At 64.6% G+C, this 17,429-nt stretch carries 20 protein-coding genes and 1 riboswitch; of the genes, 6 read left to right on the plus strand and 14 right to left on the minus strand.

What is annotated here, in order from left to right:
- The 8 genes from HP547_RS16085 to HP547_RS16120 form a co-directional block, all read right to left on the minus strand.
- A partial coding sequence (locus tag HP547_RS16085; protein WP_172286807.1) for a transporter substrate-binding domain-containing protein occupies nucleotides 1–1,531 on the minus strand: 1,531 nt, incomplete at its 3' end.
- A gap of 13 nt (nucleotides 1,532–1,544) precedes the next feature.
- Nucleotides 1,545–2,159 carry a response regulator transcription factor gene (locus tag HP547_RS16090; RefSeq protein WP_172225793.1) on the minus strand — a complete coding sequence of 205 codons (615 nt, stop codon included), beginning with the start codon at nucleotides 2,157–2,159 and terminating at the stop codon, nucleotides 1,545–1,547.
- Between the two features lie 218 nt (nucleotides 2,160–2,377).
- On the minus strand, nucleotides 2,378–2,620 hold the full coding sequence (locus HP547_RS16095; protein ID WP_172225796.1) for a DUF1272 domain-containing protein: 243 nt from the start codon (nucleotides 2,618–2,620) through the stop codon (nucleotides 2,378–2,380).
- A 66-nt stretch (nucleotides 2,621–2,686) separates the two neighbouring features.
- The gene (cobM, locus tag HP547_RS16100; protein ID WP_172286808.1) at nucleotides 2,687–3,439 is read right to left on the minus strand and encodes a precorrin-4 C(11)-methyltransferase; all 753 of its coding nucleotides are present in this window, start codon (nucleotides 3,437–3,439) and stop codon (nucleotides 2,687–2,689) included.
- A gap of 33 nt (nucleotides 3,440–3,472) precedes the next feature.
- Nucleotides 3,473–3,859: a cobalamin biosynthesis protein gene (locus HP547_RS16105; RefSeq protein ID WP_172286809.1), complete on the minus strand. Its 387-nt coding sequence runs from the start codon at nucleotides 3,857–3,859 to the stop codon at nucleotides 3,473–3,475.
- Nucleotides 3,859–4,545 (minus strand): CbtA family protein, encoded by a 687-nt coding sequence (locus tag HP547_RS16110; RefSeq protein WP_172286810.1) that lies wholly within the window; start codon nucleotides 4,543–4,545, stop codon nucleotides 3,859–3,861. Before HP547_RS16110 ends, HP547_RS16105 begins: the two co-directional genes overlap by 1 nt.
- Before the next feature lie 9 nt (nucleotides 4,546–4,554).
- Entirely contained in the window at nucleotides 4,555–4,743 is a 189-nt protein-coding gene (locus HP547_RS16115) for a CbtB-domain containing protein (protein WP_172225808.1), read from the minus strand.
- Nucleotides 4,744–4,835: 92 nt separating this feature from the next.
- A riboswitch (cobalamin riboswitch) is annotated at nucleotides 4,836–5,057 on the minus strand.
- An 81-nt stretch (nucleotides 5,058–5,138) separates the two neighbouring features.
- A complete protein-coding gene (locus HP547_RS16120) occupies nucleotides 5,139–5,618 on the minus strand; it encodes a GNAT family N-acetyltransferase (protein WP_172225811.1) in 480 nt (159 codons plus the stop codon).
- 131 nt (nucleotides 5,619–5,749) lie between these two features.
- On the opposite strand from HP547_RS16120, the gene HP547_RS16125 reads away from it, so the two are divergent.
- The 5 genes from HP547_RS16125 to HP547_RS16145 all read left to right on the plus strand — a co-directional run bounded on the left by HP547_RS16125 (nucleotide 5,750) and on the right by HP547_RS16145 (nucleotide 9,699).
- Nucleotides 5,750–6,370, plus strand: a complete 621-nt coding sequence (locus tag HP547_RS16125; protein WP_172225813.1) for a LysE family translocator — start codon at nucleotides 5,750–5,752, stop codon at nucleotides 6,368–6,370.
- 20 nt (nucleotides 6,371–6,390) lie between these two features.
- Nucleotides 6,391–7,263, plus strand: coding sequence for an alpha/beta fold hydrolase (locus HP547_RS16130; protein ID WP_172286811.1), 873 nt, complete (start codon nucleotides 6,391–6,393; stop codon nucleotides 7,261–7,263).
- Between the two features lie 96 nt (nucleotides 7,264–7,359).
- The gene (locus tag HP547_RS16135) at nucleotides 7,360–8,247 is read left to right on the plus strand and encodes a pirin family protein (RefSeq protein ID WP_172231147.1); all 888 of its coding nucleotides are present in this window, start codon (nucleotides 7,360–7,362) and stop codon (nucleotides 8,245–8,247) included.
- A gap of 73 nt (nucleotides 8,248–8,320) precedes the next feature.
- A complete protein-coding gene (locus HP547_RS16140; protein ID WP_172286812.1) occupies nucleotides 8,321–9,250 on the plus strand; it encodes a DNA-3-methyladenine glycosylase in 930 nt (309 codons plus the stop codon).
- A gap of 188 nt (nucleotides 9,251–9,438) precedes the next feature.
- Complete coding sequence (locus HP547_RS16145; protein WP_172231153.1) at nucleotides 9,439–9,699, plus strand: DUF1652 domain-containing protein; 261 nt, start codon at nucleotides 9,439–9,441, stop codon at nucleotides 9,697–9,699.
- Nucleotides 9,700–9,762: 63 nt separating this feature from the next.
- Here HP547_RS16145 and HP547_RS16150 read toward each other — a convergent pair whose 3' ends face one another.
- The 6 genes from HP547_RS16150 to HP547_RS16175 all read right to left on the minus strand — a co-directional run bounded on the left by HP547_RS16150 (nucleotide 9,763) and on the right by HP547_RS16175 (nucleotide 16,625).
- A complete protein-coding gene (locus HP547_RS16150) occupies nucleotides 9,763–10,050 on the minus strand; it encodes a hypothetical protein (protein WP_172231156.1) in 288 nt (95 codons plus the stop codon).
- Between the two features lie 159 nt (nucleotides 10,051–10,209).
- Nucleotides 10,210–10,857, minus strand: a complete 648-nt coding sequence (gene alkB / locus HP547_RS16155) for a DNA oxidative demethylase AlkB (protein ID WP_172286813.1) — start codon at nucleotides 10,855–10,857, stop codon at nucleotides 10,210–10,212.
- A gap of 223 nt (nucleotides 10,858–11,080) precedes the next feature.
- Entirely contained in the window at nucleotides 11,081–12,526 is a 1,446-nt protein-coding gene (locus HP547_RS16160) for a curlin (RefSeq protein ID WP_172286814.1), read from the minus strand.
- A gap of 16 nt (nucleotides 12,527–12,542) precedes the next feature.
- A complete protein-coding gene (locus HP547_RS16165) occupies nucleotides 12,543–13,016 on the minus strand; it encodes a curlin (RefSeq protein ID WP_172286815.1) in 474 nt (157 codons plus the stop codon).
- A 16-nt stretch (nucleotides 13,017–13,032) separates the two neighbouring features.
- Nucleotides 13,033–15,264, minus strand: coding sequence for an Ig-like domain-containing protein (locus HP547_RS16170; protein WP_172286816.1), 2,232 nt, complete (start codon nucleotides 15,262–15,264; stop codon nucleotides 13,033–13,035).
- Between the two features lie 32 nt (nucleotides 15,265–15,296).
- On the minus strand, nucleotides 15,297–16,625 hold the full coding sequence (locus tag HP547_RS16175) for a hypothetical protein (protein WP_172286817.1): 1,329 nt from the start codon (nucleotides 16,623–16,625) through the stop codon (nucleotides 15,297–15,299).
- 268 nt (nucleotides 16,626–16,893) lie between these two features.
- Here HP547_RS16175 and HP547_RS16180 point away from each other — a divergent pair.
- Nucleotides 16,894–17,429, plus strand: a 536-nt coding sequence (locus HP547_RS16180) for a LysR family transcriptional regulator (protein ID WP_172286818.1), incomplete at its 3' end; no start/stop codon positions are given.

Genomic DNA, 17,429 nt, shown 5'->3' on the forward strand with positions numbered 1-17,429 from the left:
GTTCATCGGGGGGAATGCTCAGCAGTGCCTTGTCGAGAATGGCTTGCAGCTGAGGCTGGTCCGGGGCCACGGCGAAGGCGGCCACGGCCGCGTCGTCATCCAGCACGCTGGCGATGCGCAGGCGGTCCTTGAACACGTGGCTGATGTAGTAGGCGGCATTGATATGGCTGCTCAGGGCAACGTCGGCAGTCCCGTTGGCCACCGCTTCCATCAGGCCTAGCGGGTTGTCCACCTCGACCACCTTGGCCTGGGCGAAGCGTCCCTCCAGCGCCGCCCGTTGCGGGGAGCCGCGCACAAGGGCGATGCGCTGACCGTCCAGTGCCCTGGCCTGCGCCGGTGCGGAGCCATCGTTGCGGGTGACCAGCACCCTTGGGCTGACCAGGTAGGGGCGGGTATAGCGCATCTGCTTCGAACGGTCTGCGCCATAACCCAGGGCACCGATCATCTGCGCCTCACCGCGGGCCAGACGTTCGACCATTTCCTGCGCCGAGGAGCTCTCCAGCGGTTTGAAATGCAGCCCCGTTCGCAGGGAGATCTGCTTGAGCAGGTCGATGGTGATGCCGCTGGGACGGTGCTGGGCATCGTTGAATGTGAGGGGTGCCAGGCCGGTATTGACCAGCACGTTGACGGTCGGATTGCTGGCTATCCAGGCTTGCTCCTCTGCGCTCAGCACTGACAGGTGGCGCTGAAGCAGCAGGCTGGTGTTGCCGCTGCTCCAGCGGCGCAGGATGTTCAGGCGTTCGCTTTCGCTGATGCGGGCCAACGCCTGATCGACCAGTCGGTGCAAGCGCGGGTTGTCGCTGGCCAAGGCAAAGGCGAACTCGCCAGGGGCAACCTGGCTGAAGTGGTCGATCTTCAGCGTGTTCTGGTAGCTCTTGCCCATGGTGAAATCGGTGCTGATCGCATCGCCCAGGTAGGCGTCGGCCTCGCCGAGCTCGACAGCGGCAAGGCCGGCCAGGGTTGAGCGATACAGGCTTAGCTGGGCCTTGGGATACAGGGCGTGCACGGCGCTGGCCGGCAGGTAATGGTCGACCATGGCCAGGCGCATGCCGGCAAGGTCACGCGCATTCTTCAGGTCACTGCCTTTGCGGGTGACAACGACAGGCAGATCATCGGCATAGGGGGTACTGAGGTTGAGCTCGGCGTCCGCCGCCTCGAATGCGTTGGAGCTGCCCAGCAGGTCGATCCGGCCCTCGCGCAGGGCCGCGATGGCTTCATGGCGGCTGTCGTACCGGCGCACTTCGATCGCAATACCCAGTTGCTCGGCGATGATGCCGGCGTAATCGGCGCTCAGCCCTTCGTAGTCACGCTGGCTGACGTTGATTTCGAACGGTGGATAGTCAGGCCGGGAGCTACCCAGCACCAGCCGCTGTCGTCGCGCGAGCCAGTCACGGTCGTCGCTGGGCAGTTGCAGCGGGGTGGCAGCGCTGACGGAACGCGCCAGCAGCTGTCGGGGTTCGCTGTCGGCAAGCAGACTTGCCGAGGCCGAAAGGCCAATGGCGATAACGGCACTGGCCAGCAGACGTTTCATGGTGGCCAAGCGCTCAGTTGACGTCGTTGCGTCTGGCCAGGTCGACCATTTCAACCAGCGACTCGGTCCTGAGCTTTTCCATGATACGGCCTCGGTAGGTACTGATGGTCTTGGCGCTGAGGTTCATGCAGTGCCCGATGTTCTTGTTGTTTTCACCGCGCGCCAGGCGCCGCAGCACTTCCATTTCACGGTTGGAGAGGCTTTCCAGGCGCACGGGTTCGCTCTCCAGCGAGTTGCTGTTGACCGACATCTGCGGGAAGGTCGAATAGCCCTTGATCAGGGCCTTGAGGGCAAACACCAACGGATCGGTATCTTCATCCTTGGTGACGAAGGCGCCGATGCCGGCATCCAGACAGCGGCGTACGTACAGATCGGTGGCCTGACCGGTCAGGACCATGATTTTCGGCACTGCCTCCAGGCACTGCAGGCGTTTGATCACTTCCATGCCGTCCAGCCCGGGTAGCCCGATGTCCAGAATTACAACGTCCGGGCGCAGCTCGCGGGCCACCTGCGCCACGATCCGGCCGTCGCCCACTTCGCCGACAACATGGAAGCGCTCGCGCTCGAGGATAGTGCGCAAAGCGACCCGGACGATCGGGTGGTCATCGACGATCAGCACGGTTGTCATGAGAAAACTCCTGTCAGGATGTGGTCCGCCTTCCTGGATCACTCAGGAATACGTCTGCAAGCGGGTTAATCGGAAGCGCTGCAAGATACGACCAATCCTGAAGTTTGGTAATGCCGAGTATAGAAGTGTTGATAATCCTCGGGTGCCTTGTTGAAAATTCCTACAAATAATGGAAAGACATCACCGCTAACAAGGCGGAGTGTCGATTTTCTGGTCGGTCAATTGCAGGCGAGGTGTGTTTTATTCACGCGCAAGGGCGAGGCGGGGTTGTTGGCCAAGGCCTGGCCGACCCGCGTCGGACGGGTCACCAGCTGGCCTTTGCAGTTCGGGCAATAGCCCTGCAAGCGGGTTTCGACGCAGGTGCGGCAGAAGGTGCATTCAAAGGAACAGATCAGCGCGTCAGGGCTGTCGCCAGGCAGGTCGATATCGCAGCATTCGCAGTTGGGGCGTAGATCCAGCATGAGCTTGACTCCGGTTCGCAAGCGGGAACCCGGAGTCTGCTACGCCTGTGGTGAGCCTGGCAATGCTCAGTCGCCAGGGCGATACAAGTGGGCGTGCCCTGCGCGGTACAAGGCCGAATCGGCGAACGGAGTGTTGCCCAGCACATGCCCCACCAGAATCAGTGCGGTGCGGCGGAAGTCCTTGGCGGCGACACGTTCGGCGATGTCGCCAAGGCTGCCACGAACCCAGTCCTGGTCTGGCCATGTGGCGCGGTGCACGACCGCCACCGGGCAGTCTGCGCCATAGTGTGGCAGCAGTTCGTCGACGATCCGCGAGAGGTGCTTGACCCCCAGGTGAATCGCAAGCGTGCTGCCATGGCGCGCCAGGTCCGCCAGCTGCTCGCCGGGTGGCATCGGCGAGCTGTCGCCATAGCGGGTCAGGATCACCGTCTGTGCCACCTGCGGCAGGGTCAGCTCGCAGCCGAGCAGGGCGGCGCTGGCGGCCGTGGCGGTGACACCGGGGATGATCTGGTAATCGATACCCAGCGCCTGCAGGTGGCGGATCTGCTCGCCGATGGCGCCGTACAGGCTGGGGTCCCCGCTATGCACGCGGGCGACGTCCTGGCCTTGCTGGTGCGCCGTGCGCATGGCGGCGATGATCTGCTCCAGGTGCAGCTCGGCACTGTTGATCACGGTTTCGGCCCGGTGGCCTTCGAGCACGGCAGCAGGCACCAGCGAGCCGGCGTAGATGATCACCGGGCACTGACGAATCAGCCGTTGCCCCTTGACCGTGATCAGTTCCGGGTCGCCGGGGCCGGCGCCGATGAAGTAGACCGTCATGGAAAGTCCTTGCAAGAAATGAGGGTGCAGCGTTCAGCAGGCCAGCGCGAGGGTTGCCGGGCCCATCACCTGGCGTGTGAGCAGCAACCGCGCTGTGCCGAGCCCCTGGCTTGCCAGGGCCAACGCCGCGCTCTCGGCCACCCCCCAGCAACCCGTGTGGGCATGGGCCACAGCAGAACGGTGGCTGAGCAGGTTGGAATAGGGTTGCAGTTGCGCGCCATGGTACAGCACCAAAGGCAAACCGAGGTGTTCGGCCAGTTGCTGTAACCCCGGTTCGTTGGCCTTCAGGCTGATGCTGGCGATACCGTGCAGGTCGGCCAGCGCCAGGCCCTGATTATCCAGGGCCTGGCGCAGAAGGCTGAGCAGCGTATCCACCGGGCAGCCCCGGCGGCAGCCAAAACCGGCGTAAAAAACTGGCATCAGGCCTGGCTTGAGCGGCGGAACAGCCAGGCGCTTAGCAGGCCCAGGGCCAGCCAGAAGGCGGCGTTGGTCAGCCAGGAGGCCAGCTTGAACTGGGCTTCCAGTGCTTCGGGAGCCAGGCTTTCGTGCACCTCCGGTTGCGGCGCGCCAATTACATGCGGCACCACCAGCAGCACGGCGCCCAGCGCTTTCAGCAGCCCGTGGCGGGCAAACGCCAGCAAGGCCAGGCCCAGGGCGGTGGCGCTGGCGGTGCCAATCCACCAGGCCTGACGTTGCCCAAGGTCGGCCGCAGCCGTACCTGGCAGTTCTGGGGGCAGGCCCAGGGTTGGCGCGAGGCAGAACACGGCGAAGCCCGCCAGCCCCCACAAAGCCCCCGTGCTGGCGCGCTTCGGAGCGCGCAGGCTGTAGAGCGCGGCCAGGATCAGGGCGAAGCCGACCGCCACCACCAGGTTGCCACCGGTCGTAGACAGCACGCGCTGCCAGCCGTCTTCCGGCGACCAGGCTTCGGCGCTGTGCTCATGGGCAGCGACTTCGCTGCCATGTTCGTGGTGTGCGGCCGGGGCCGAAGACTCGTAGGTTTCCGCCTGAAGAATCAACGGGGCCACCCAGAAGCTTTGCAACAAGGTCAGCAACAAGGCCGCAAGCAGCCCGCTGAAGCCCGCAGTACGGGCAATGCGCGTGATCATCGGGCGTACTCAGTGGCAGGGGAAGGCGGCGCTGTGGCGGGTATCGTGGGCAGCGTTGTGCACGGCCTCGATGTGCGAAAAACCGGCGAAGTAGACCAGGCACAGGCCGAGCAGGCTGGCGCCGACGGCGATGACGACGCGTTGGCTTAGCGTGGTGGGGGTGGCAAGGCTGTGTGGCTTGGCGCTGGTGACGGGCATGACGCGTTCCTCTGCTTTTTTGTGGGCAACGGACAAGCGCGGCAGCCCCGAGCGTGATTGCCCAGGGAATGCGACAGCGCCCGCCCACCGCGGGGTGTTCATGAACGCCAGGCCGGTCTCCGGGCTTGCGAGGAAGAGCAGGGCTCCTGAAAAGCGTCACCTTCCCATGCCGAACTACGGGCACAGTGGTACAGACGCTTCGCTCGCTTACCGTTGCGGGGGCAGCACCGGGCTAGTCCGACCCTGCTGAAGGGCCGCGACGCACCGGTTTCCCGTTTCACCCCAGAAGGGGCACCTGAACGCAGGCATAAGGAGAGCATGGGGCGGGCGTGGCGTCAATTGCGGGATATGAGCTGGGCCCTGATGCCCCCCCTAACAGCGGCTCTCCCGCCCCATCAACCGCGAGCAAACGCCGCCAGCTTCTCCCCGTCCAGGCGATAGCGCACCCACTCGTCCTGCGCCTCGGCCCCCAGCTTCTGGTAAAAGCCGATCGCCGGCTCGTTCCAGTCCAGCACGCTCCACTCCAGCCGCCCGCAGTTGTTCGCTACCGCTTCGCGCGCAATGTGCTGCAGCACTTGCCGCCCCGCGCCATCGCCGCGCTGCTCGGGCGTGATATACAAGTCTTCCAGGTAGATGCCGTTGCGCCCGAGCCAGGTCGAGTAGCTGTAGAAATACACGGCGAAGCCGATTGCCTGGCCATCGCGTTCGCACATCAGGCCATGCACCGTGCTGCCCTCGTCGAACAGGCTGTGCTCGATGTCGGCGACGCTGGCGATCACTTCGTGACGGGCACGCTCATACTCGGCCAGTTCGGTAATGAAGGCCAGAATCTGTTGCGCATCGGTGCGAACGGCAGGGCGAATGGTAACGCTCATGTTGACGGCTTCCTTGATTCGGGTAGCAATACAGTGAGGTGTATCTACATAATTTAATGGAACTGTACTGGTCGCAGGGGAGGGCGACTCCGTTAGTGTGACAGCACCTATAAAGAAAGTGGACCGCCCCTATGCTCGCCTCTGCCGACCTGCTGACCGCCTTCGTGCTGTTTGCCTTCGTGTCCTCCATCACGCCCGGCCCCAACAACACCATGTTGCTGGCCTCGGGGGTGAACTTCGGCGTGCGCCGCTCGATTCCTCACGCTGTGGGCATCAGCGTCGGTTTCATGGTCATGGTGCTGGCCGTTGGTCTGGGCCTGGGCGAGGTGTTCAAGGCCTGGCCGCCGCTGTACACAGTGCTGCGCTACACCGGGGCGGCCTACCTGCTGTACCTGGCCTGGAAAATCGCCACTTCCGGGCCAGTCGGCACGGCTTCGTCCGGTGCTCGCAAACCCATGGGCTTCTGGGGCGCAGCGGCGTTCCAGTGGGTCAATCCAAAGGCCTGGGTGATGGCGGTGGGGGCGATCACAACCTATACACCGGCGCAAGGCTATGTGACCAACGTGATCGTCATCGCCGCCTTGTTCGCGCTGGTCAACCTGCCCAGCGTGGGCGTGTGGGTGATGTTTGGCAGCGCGCTGCGCAACCTGCTGCAGAACCCGCGTTGGCTGATGCTGTTCAATGTCCTGATGGCCCTGTTGCTGGTGATTTCACTGTACCCGCTTCTGTTTGTAGAATCGGCGTTTTCCTAGCCCGCGAGTTGCTCAAGCCCATGCAGTTGATCCCCTGGTCCCACGAATGTGCCGAAGGCTTCACCCTGCGTGGCTGGCGCACCGCGGCCAGCGGCAAGCCGCTGCTGCATTTCTTGCACGGTAACGGCTTCTGCTGCCTGGCCTATCAGCCTTTGCTGATGCGCCTGGGCGAGCATTTCGACCTGTGGCTGTGCGATGTCCAGGGGCACGGTGACAGTGACCATGGCGGGGCGTTTCGCGGCTGGAACCGTACCGCCGCGTTGGCCGTGGAGGCATTTCAGGCCGGGCGTGGCGAGTACGGCGAAGTGCCGCGCTTTGCCGTCGGGCACAGCTTTGGCGGCGTGCTCACCGGGCTGATGCTGGCCAGTGAGCCGCAGCTGTTTGCACGTGCCGTGTTGCTTGACCCGGTGCTGTTCAGCCGGCGCATGCTTGGCGTGATGGGCGCGGCGGCCCTGGTTGGCCTGCACCAGCGCCACGCCCTGGCGCGCAAGGCCGCGAGCCGGCGCAGCCACTGGCCTGATCGCGAAGCGGCGCTCGCTTCACTGCAAGGCCGTGGCATCTTCAAGGGCTGGGCAGATGCGGCGCTGCAGGCCTATGTCGAACATGCCATCGGTGATTGCGGCGAAGCGGTGGTCCTCAAATGCCGGCCCAGCCGTGAGGTGGAAATATTCAGCTCGTTCCCCAGGCGCATGTGGGCAAGCCTTGCTGCGATCAGCACCCCTACGCAGGTGTTGTATGGCGAGCACACCTATCCCTTCGTGCCACACTCGGTAAGTCGGCTGGCGGCGCTCAACCCGAATGTGACTGCGCAACAGGTAGCGGGCGGGCATTGTTTCATGCAGGAGGACCCTGGCAAGGCAGCTGATCAGGTGATAGATTTCTTGCAGGGCTGATTGTTCCATCTATGGAACGATGCATGCCAAAACAGCTGACTACCGCCCGATTGACATCATTGATAAGGTTATCCCAGCCAAGAGAGGAGCCTTCTCATGAAAAAGATTCTGGGTATCCACCGCAACCCGCACGCTCATTGGGTGGGGGATGGTTTTCCGGTGCGCAGCCTGTTCACCTACGACAACCTGGCCAGCCAGATCAGCCCGTTCCTGCTGCTTGACTATGCCGGCCCCCATGATTTCACCCCGACTGCTGCACGACGGGGTGTGGGCCAGCACCCGCACCGCGGCTTTGAGACTGTGACCATCGTCTATCAGGGCGAGCTGGAGCACCGTGACTCCACCGGCGCTGGCGGTCTGATCGGCCCTGGGGACGTGCAGTGGATGACCGCCGCCAATGGCATCATCCATGAAGAGTTCCACTCCCCAGCCTTCGCCCGCAGCGGCGGCACGCTGGAAATGGTACAGCTGTGGGTCAACCTGCCGGCGCGGGACAAGCGGGCAGCGGCCGGGTATCAGACGCTGCTGGCCAACGATATCCCGGTGGTTGCACTGGACGGCGAGGGCGGTAGTTTGCGGGTCATTGCCGGTAACTACCTTGGGCACCAAGGCCCGGCGCGGACTTTTACCGCAATGGATGTGTGGGACCTGCGCCTGACTGCTGGTGCAGCCTTGCAGCTCCCGGTGGCCGCAGGGCGCAACGCGGCGTTGGTGGTGTTGCGCGGGACCGTGCGGGTCAACGGCGAGCGCGAGGCCGGCCCGTCCAGCCTGGTGCTCCTTGACCCGGCTGGCGAGGATATTACCCTCGAGGCGCCGGAAGGTGCCAGTGTGCTGCTGCTCAGCGGGGAACCGATCGATGAGCCAATCGTCGGCTACGGCCCGTTCGTCATGAACAGCCAGGCCGAGATTGCCGAGTCGTTCGACGATTTCCATGCCGGAAGGTTTGGGCAAATGCAGGATGCGCGGGACGGCGCTGCGCATTGATCATGGCTGATTGAATCGCCCGTACCGGCGACAAGGCCGGTACAGGCTACCGGTTTGCTGGCATGATGCAGCCATGCCCAAGCTCACCCGCCTGCACGCCGTGCGCCGATCATTTCCTTCCCCACACCACCACATGCTGTGGCTGCGCTACCGTGCCCCCTATCACTGGCCTTCGACCGTGGCATTCCTCGCCGCCCGCTGTATCCCTGGCATCGAAACCTGCCTCGACGGCACCTACAGCCGCTCGTTGGTGATTGCCGGTCAACACGCGGTGATGCACGCCACCCCTTTACCTGACCAACGCCTGCAGGTCCGCCTTGAAGGGGTGCCCTGCGCTGCGCTACCCGGCCTGATCGCCAGGCTTCGCCGGGTATTCGACCTCGACGCCGACCCTGTGCGCATCGCCGCCGAGCTCTCTCGTGACCCACTGATGGCCCGGCTGCTGCAACAGCGTCCAGGCCTGCGTGTACCGCAAGGCTGGGACGCTTGCGAGCAGGCCATGCGCACGGTACTCGGGCAGCAGATCAGCGTCGCCGGCGCCATGACCCTGGCCGGCCGGCTGGTACAACGCCACGGTGTCCGGCTGCGTCTCTCGGCGCCGGGGTTGAGCCACGTTTTCCCTGCTTTGTCAGTGCTGGCGGCTGCCCGGTTCGAGAACCTGGGCATGCCCAAGGCAAGGGCCGCCACCCTGGGCACGCTGGCCAATGCCTTGCTCGCCGAACCGGGCCTGTTGCGCACAGGGCAAGTGCTGGATGTGCTGCTGGGTAACCTCTGCAAACTCAAAGGCATCGGTCCATGGAGTGCGCAGTACCTCGCCCTGCGCCAGGCCGGCGCTGCCGACGCGATGCCGCTGGGCGATGTGGCCCTGGTCAAGGCGTTGCGCTCGCTGGAGGGGGCTGATGCGCAACTGGCTGACCGGGCATTGGCATGGCGACCGTGGCGAGCCTACGCAGCCCAGCATCTGTGGGCGTCGTTGGCCACAGGCGAGACCGCTCGTCGTTAAGTGCGCCATTGCGATCGAACACCGCCCAGCCTCTGCGGATCTTCCACTAAGGTGCTAGATGATTCTCACGGAAAGATCATTGCCCCGGCGCATGGACGCCTGCCCGGGCATGCGCAATATCAATTGGCGCCCTGCCTGACAAAGGTGTACTTAAACACAACAGGCCATCCCACAGAGAGGGTCGTACCATGTCGTTGATTGGAGTTTCGATGCTAGAGATGCGGCAGATGATCGAGCAGGCCTGCCTGCCCGACCGTTGTGAAGTCAGTTGCCCGGATGGCGCCAACCTGACTATCCGCCTGGGTCAGGGCCAGAGTCTCGAAGCAGGCGTGACCCTGAGCGGGGTCCCGCTGCACAACCTGAACAGTTGCCGGGACCTGGTCACGCTGGTGGCGCAGCTCCACGCGTTACGCGCGAGCCACCCGGTCCCCCTCAAGGCCATTGCCTGAGGGAGCCTGTGCCCCGGCCAGTCCAGGCTGGCCGGGGACATCTGGCCCCGCCTCAGACTGAACCTATAGCAACTCCAGCAGCAGGTTCATGCCGCCGTCTCCGCATTTACCCTTGTCGCGTACCACTCCCCGATAGCTGCGCCCGTCCCAGACGAAAGCCACGCTGTGCGCCCGCTCGACCTTGTCGGGCAGCGGCGGGCAGATATGCAGGCGCAACCCCGGCCGCCCTTTGAGGGTCAGGTCGGCCATCTGGCATTCGCACTCCACGCTCTGGGCCACAGGGCCAAACAGGGTGTCGCGCACGTAATCGAGTTGCAGCGAGGCGTTGGGCGAACGGCCGGGCATTTTCATGGGCGCGGCACTCCGTATTGAAGGTGTGAAGGGTAAGGCGGGTTAGGCATGGCAAGCTCCAGGCAAAGCTAAGGCGCGACAAGGTATTTGAAGCCTGCCTGGCGAAGATGTTCAACATGTTTCAGCCACCGGTGCTGAACGGTGGGTTGCCTGCCAGCGTCAGCCACCGGCCTTGCGCAACGTCAGGTTGATACGCCGCTCACCCAGACGCGGGTGCACGCCGGGCTTGATCGGTAGCACGCCATGGAAACGCAAACGGTCTTCGCCACCCCAGACCAGCACATCGCCGTGGTTCAGCGGGATGCGCCGGGTCTTGTCGGCACGCTGCAGGCCACCAAACAGGAACACCGCCGGCAAGCCCAGCGATACCGAGACGATGGGCTGGGCGAAGTCCTGCTCGTCGCGATCCTGGTGCAGGCTCAGGCGGGTGCCGGGCAGGTAGTGGTTGACCAGGCAGGCATCGGGCACAAAACCGTCAAAGCCGGCCATGGCGGCGGCGCGGGTTGCGAGGTTCAGCAGCAGCGCAGGCAGCGCGGGCCAAGGCTCGCCGCTGAGCGGGTCGCAACGGCTGTAGCGGTAGCCGTGTTCATCACTCACCCAACCCAGCGCACCACAGTTGGTCAGGCCCACCGCCATGCGCAGGCCCCCGGGGGTGGTCATGTGCCGGAACGGCGCGGCACGCAGCACCGGGCGCAGGGCGTCGAGCAGTGGCTCGATTTCGGCCAGGGCAAAGCCGGGTAGCAGCACGGTGTGGCTGGCCAGGCGTTGCGGCTGGGGGCCGAACAGGTTGAGGTCGGACTGGATCATGGGGGAGGGTCAGGTCAGGTTTTGACCATTGTAGTGTGCTTGGCAGGTCTGGCCTATTCGCGGGTGAACCCGCTTCCACAGATACTGCACAGGCCTGAGGACAGTGGAGAACCTGTGGCAGCGGGCTCACCCGTGAACAGGCCGCATAAAAAAACAAACAGGGCAGGAAAAAAAGGAACCGCGGCACCAGGGAGAGAAGCACCGCGGTTCAAGGGGGAGCCGTCTACTTCTGGGTCACAGTAGCCATGTTGGCGTTGCCCAGCTGGCTGATGGTGGCGGTTTGAGCCATACCGCTCTGGTCGACGAACGCCTTGTTGCCCTGGCCCCCTTGGGTCACGTAGGCGACGTTGATGCTGTCAGCCTGTTTGATGGTGGCTTCGTTGCCACTGCCATACAGCTGGTTGGTGTAGCTCTGGTTGCTGTAGCCGGACTGGTCCAGGGTGATGCTGTTGCCAGTGCCCTGGCTGTTGCCGTAGGCATAGTTGTCGGTACCACGCTGGTCGGCAATCAGGATGTTGTCGGTGCCGTTCTGCTCGAAGTACAACTCGTTGTTGCTGTCGGCCTGCTTGGTCTGCATCTGGTTGCCGGTGCCTTTCTGGTTCAGCGTGGCCACGTGGTTTTCACCATTCTGGGTCAGGTTGACGCCGTTGCCGGTACCGTTCTGGTTGATGGTGGCGGTCTGGTTGGCGCCGAACTGGCCGCCCATCTTGGCGCCTTTCCAGTTGCTGGCGGTGATGGTGTTGCCGTTGCCCTTGGTGTTGATGGCAAGGCTGAGGTTTTCGCCGTTCTGGTAGGTGTAGTGCAGGTTGTTGTTACCGGTCTGGGTAATGGTAGTGTTCGAATTGTTGGTTTCGAACTGATCCGACCAGCTGGCGTTGGCACGGCCCTGCTGTGACAGGCTGACCTTGTTGTCAGCGCCGAAGCTCTGGTCGATATAGGCTTCGTTGAGCTGCCCGGTCTGGGTGACGGCGGCTTGGCTGCCGATCTGCGTGTCCTGCCACACTTCCGCCGAGTTGCCGGTGCCGTATTGACCGATGCCGATGGTGCCGCCAGTACCGTCGCGCTGGTCGCCATAGGCCCAGTTTTCGCGGCCGTCCTGGTAGATCTGGACATCGCCATCGATGTGGTTCAGGTGCTCGGCGGCGGCGTAGTTGTCCTGGCCGGTCTGGGTCACCGTGCTGCGGTTGTTGCTGCCGCCGAAAGTCTGCTCGATGAAGGCTTCGTTGCGCTGGCCGGACTGCGAGGTGGTGGCCTTGCTGCCTTCCTGAGTGTCCTGCCACACGGTCGAGACGTTTCCGGTGCCTTGCTGGGTTTGCAGGGCCTCGTTGTTGTTGCCCAGCGACTGGCTGGCGAAGGCATCGTTGGTGGTGCCACCGGCCTGCTGGGTGATCTGGCTGCCGTTCTCGAACAGTTGCTCGGCGTAGCCGGCGTTGAGCGAGCCGGTGGCGCTTTGCTTGATGTCGCTGGTGCTCTCGGTCTGCACCGCCAGGTGGTTGTGGCCCTTGCCGGTCTGGTTCTGGGTGGCCGAGGCGAAGGATGCGGCAGTCTGGCTGACTTCGGCGATGTTTTCCTTGCCGTCCTGGGTCTGGGACGAGGTGCTGTCAGCAGCCATGGCCTGACCTGCGAGGGCCAGGACGATAGCGGCACTTAAGGGAGCGAGCTTGTACATGGTGGTGCCTCCAGGTCTATCGGTATTGGGTGATCTGAACATGCTGGCCATTGCCTGCCTGGGTCACGGAGCTGTTGAGGCCCGTGCCGGACTGCACGATGCTGGCGCTGTTGTCGTTGCCGATCTGTTCGATGGCTGCGCTATTGCTGCTGCCGCTCTGGCGGATCGACGCGCTGTTGCCATTGCCCTGCTGGCTGATGCTGGCCATCAGGTCACTGCCTTCTTGCAGGATGTACGCCTCCTGCGCGCCACCGGTCTGGACGATGCGGCCCAGCAGGGCCTGGCCGTTCTGGTCGAGGGCGGCGCGGTTGCCCGACCCTTGCTGCTCGATCACCGCCGCCTGACCGGCGCCGACCGGCAGCAGGCGGATGATCACTGGGTCACCCAGGTCATTGCCGGGTGCGAGGTCGGCATTGTCCATCAGGTCTTCGGCCCAACTGGCCTGGCCCGCCAGGGCCAGGCTGAGCAGCAGTGGATACAGGCGTTTCATGGCGTTACTCCGGCCGTTACTGCACAACCACGTTGACGGTGCGCGTGGTACCCGGGCTGGTGGTGATGGTCGCCGTCGGCGCGGCGGTCGGGATCAAGGTGGTGCTGTTGCTCACTGCCAGGCGCCAGCGGCCGGTCACCGGTACGGTGGCGGTGCCCAAGGTCTGCACGCCTGTGGTGGTGGTGACGCGCACCGTCACGACGTTGCCGGTGGTCACCGACGAGGTACCGCTGATGTCCCAGTTGAAGCGGTTGTTGGAGCGCGCCGTGACCGTGGCGGCCGTGACTGTGAAGGTCTCGGCAGCCGGACGTGGCGACACGTTGACGGTGACGGTGCCCGCGTTGGATAGCGCCCCCAGCGAGTCACGCGCCTGGTAGGTGAAGGTGGTCGTGAAGGCTGCGGTTACCGTAGCCGGTGGCGTGTAGGTCACGGTGGTGCCGTCGGTGCTCACCGTACCCCGGCCAGCAGCCGGCTGGGTAACGGCGGCCACGGCCAGCGGCAGGTTGCCTTCCGGGTCGGTGTCATTGGCCAGTACGTTGATGGTCAACGGCACGCCCAGGGTGGCGACGGTTTCCGGGACGGCAGTGGGTGCCTGGTTAGGCGCGACGTTGACGGTGACCGTGGCCGGTTCCGACTTCAGGCCCTTGGCGTCTGTTGCCCGGTAGCTGAAGCTGGCCACCAGCGGTTGCGTGGCGCCGACTGGCGGGGTGTAGGTGACCGAGGTGGTACCGTTCAGCACCACGCCGCCCAGGCCGGTACCGGGTTGGGTGAGGTCGCTGATGGTCAGCGGCACGTTGCCGTCCGGGTCGCTGTCGTTCAGCAGCAGGTTGAGGGTGATCGGGATACCGACACTGGTGCTGCCGACATCGGCCTGGGCCAGCGGTGGCTGGTTGGCCGCCTCGACCGGGGCGTTGCCGACCACGATCACCGGCTCGACATCGCTGCCGCCATGGGCAGACTTGACGGTGACGGTGGCTGGCGGCTGCAACACATCGTTGACGGTCAGGCTTTGCAGCGTGCCCGATTTCGACATGCGGCCATAGCCCTGGGCAAGCAGGTCGGGGATCGCCACCTCGTCGCTGGATGCGGCTTCGATCAGCAGGCGTTTATTGGCCCAGTCATAACGTGCGGTGCTGACCTGGACCACGTCGGTCAGCTTGCTCGACAACGCGGTAGGCTGGGTGCCGCCGGCCGCGTTGCTGGCGGTGACCACCACCACTGCAGGCTGCACGGCCTGGCTGAACTGCTGGCTGAAGAACAAGCCGTTGTTGTCCGCAGTCAGGGTGAACTGGCACGGCGACGGCGGTGTGCCGATCAGTGCCAGGCCATTGCGCATGCACAGGCTGGCCTCTTTGGGGGCCTTGGCGAACACCTCTACCCGGGTGCCGCTGCCGTTACGCGAGTAGGTGGCGCGCTCCAGGGTGACCGGGGTTTGCGCACGCTGGTCCAATACTTTGCCCGAGACGGTGAATACGGCGGTCTCGATGCGCCCGGGTGGGCCGTCGATACGGATGAAGTTGGTGTCGAACGGGCTGCCGACCACGGCCTCCGGGCGGTTGGGGTCGCCGATGAAGGTTTCGGTCGCGCCGGTGTCCGGGTTGACCTCGGTGTAAGGCCCGCCAGCCCCGCGCAGCCATGGCCCGAGCGCGCCGTTGAGTGCGCCGCGGAAGTTGCCTGGTGCGCCGATGCCGATGTCACGGGTGATGTTGATCGCGCGTCGACCGGGTGTGGTGACATTGACGGTTTCGACACCGTAGGGGTGGGTGATGGTGTAGACACCTGCACGCGGTACCGAGACGCGGATACGAATGCGCGCAAAGCTCTGCTGGTCGCCGTCAACCGGGTTTTCGGCAGCGAACGCCGCTTCAAGGCCGGCGACGTAGGCATCGAGCTCGTAACCGCTGTTACCGACTGCAGGGATGGTGGCTTCGGCCAGGAACCAGAACATCTCCGGCGGCCAGTTGTCGGGGAACACCAGCGGCAAGGCGTCGTCGTAGATACCCGGTTCCGGTAGCAGGGTGCACATGTACGAAGGTGCGGCCGGGGTCCCCGGCACCCGGGTACTGGTCGCCCGGGACTGGCACAGCTCCAGGGACTGGTCGAGGCCGTCCTTGTACCACATCGGGTAACCACCGGTGGCGAAGGTGTATGGCCCCGGGTCGACATCAGACAGCGCGGCAAACGCGGCGCTGGTAACGGTGAGGGAGAAACCGGCGGCCAACAGCGCACGGCGCGACCAAGTGTTCATACTGCCTCCTTGAAGGCTGAGCCTTTGTCTGTTCATGGCACCAGCACCACGTCTTCGGTATCGCTACCGCCATTGGCGCTGGTGACCTGCACCTTGGCCGGCGGGATCGGCGACAGCGACATGCTTAGTGTCTTGACGGCGCCGTTGCCGCTCAGGGCGCCGATCAACGTACCGTTGCCGGTATGCGCGGTGAGCACAGGCGGGGAGGTCTCGTCGCTGGTGCTGGCCACCAGGGTCAGTTCGCCGGTAGACAAGCGGTACTGCGCCTGGGTGATGGTGACCAGGTCGGTCAGCGGCAGGTTGCTGGTGGTCAGGCTGCTGGTGGGGATTGCCACGCTGTTGTCGGCAGTCAGCGTGACGATGGTGCCGGCAGCCGGGTTGAGCGCCGACTGGGCGTACCAGGCCCCGGTGCCATTGGCTTCGGTCAGGTTCAGGTTGGGCGTCTGGCTGGTCAGCGTAACGCTGGCCGGTGGCGGTGGGGCCATCACGAAGATGTCCTGCTGGGCACGCAGGTCGCCGTTCTCGGTATGCCGCGAGTAGGTGCTGCGTTGTGGCATCAGCGGGGTCGGCAGGGCGACTGTCGAGAGTTTGCCGGAAATCGAGAACAGCTCGGTGCGCAGGTCGATGCCGCCCGGGCCCTCGATGCGCACATAGTTGGTATTGAAGGGGCTGCCAGTGACCTGTTCATCCAGGTTCGGGTCGCCGATGAAGCGCTCGCTGCCCTCGGTGTAGGGGCCGTTGACGCTGCGCAGGAACGGCCCGACATCACCCTTCAACGCGCCGGAGAAGTCGCCGGCGCCGGCAATGCCGATGTCGCGGGTCATGTTGATTGCCCGGCGCCCGGCGGCCGGTACATCGAAGACTTCGACGCCGTAGGGGTGGGTGACCACATAGGTGCCGGCGGTTGGCACATCGACCCGGATGCGCACCCGGGCAAAGCTGACCTGGTCGCCCTCCACCGGCTCTTCGGCGGCGAACGCCGCTTCGATCGCCGTACCGTAGCTCAGGTCGATACCGCGGGCGGCGTCGACGATGGCGGCGTCGGCGGTAAACCAGAACGCTTCGTCAGGAAAGTTGCTGGGGAAGGCGATGGGTTGGGTATCGTCGAACACGCCGGGGGTGGGCAGCAGCGTGCACATGTACGACGGCGCGCCGGGGGCGCCGGCCACGCGTGAGCTGACCGCCTTGGTCAGGCACAGGTCGAGGGTTCGACCGTGGCTGTCCTGGTACCAGGCGGGGAAGCCGCCGTTGGCGGGCACGTAGGCGCCTGGATCGACTGCGTTCAAGGCAGCCTGCGCCGGGAGCTGGAGCATGCCGGCGAAAATCGCCACTGCCAGCGGGTGGGGTATCGGTCGGTGCATGAGTCAATTCCTCCTGCAAACGGGCCCATGGACTTGGGGCGTCTGGGAGGAGATCGGCAATAGCTGTGCCAACACTTGAAAAATGCGTTGCAGGCCTTGTGGGGCAAGGCGTCCGGTTTTTTTACAGGGCCATCTTCGAGCTTTTGGCAGTGGGTCCGGTTGCCCCAAGGTTGGGGATTGGGGGCAGGGGGGCCGGGCCCATCACCGGGAGATCTGAGGGTCAGGCCCTGATACAGTCTGCGCTTCCATCCCCGACCCGAGCCCAGCAATGCAACCCCTCGACCCCCTGTCCCTGAACCTGTTCATCATCGTCTGCGAAGCGGGCACCATCGCCCGCGCCGGCGAGCGTGCGTTCATGGCGCCGTCTGCTGTCAGCAAACGCATCTCGGACATCGAGGCGCGCTTCGGCACCGCCTTGCTCACTCGCAGCAAGCGCGGTGTCGAGCCGACCCCGGCAGGCCTGGCCCTGTTGCGCCATGCGCGGGAAATGACCCGCGCCATGGAACGCCTGGACAGCGAGCTGAGCGAATACGCCGACGGTGCGCGTGGTCATGTGCGGGTTCTGGCCAATGTGTCGTCGATCATGGAGTTCCTGCCCGAGGAACTGTCGGCGTTCATGCTGGAAAACCCGCTGATCCAGGCCGACATCGAAGAGCGTTTCAGCCCCGACGTGGTACGAGGCGTGGCCGAAGGCAACGCAGACCTGGGCATCTGTCGCAAATCCATGGCAACCGGCGACCTGGAGTTCGTGCCCTACCGGCAGGACCACCTGGCCGTGGTGGTCGGTGCGGACCACCCCTTGGC

The organism is Pseudomonas sp. CM27, from assembly GCF_013179515.1.
Taxonomy (GTDB): Bacteria; Pseudomonadota; Gammaproteobacteria; order Pseudomonadales; family Pseudomonadaceae; genus Aquipseudomonas.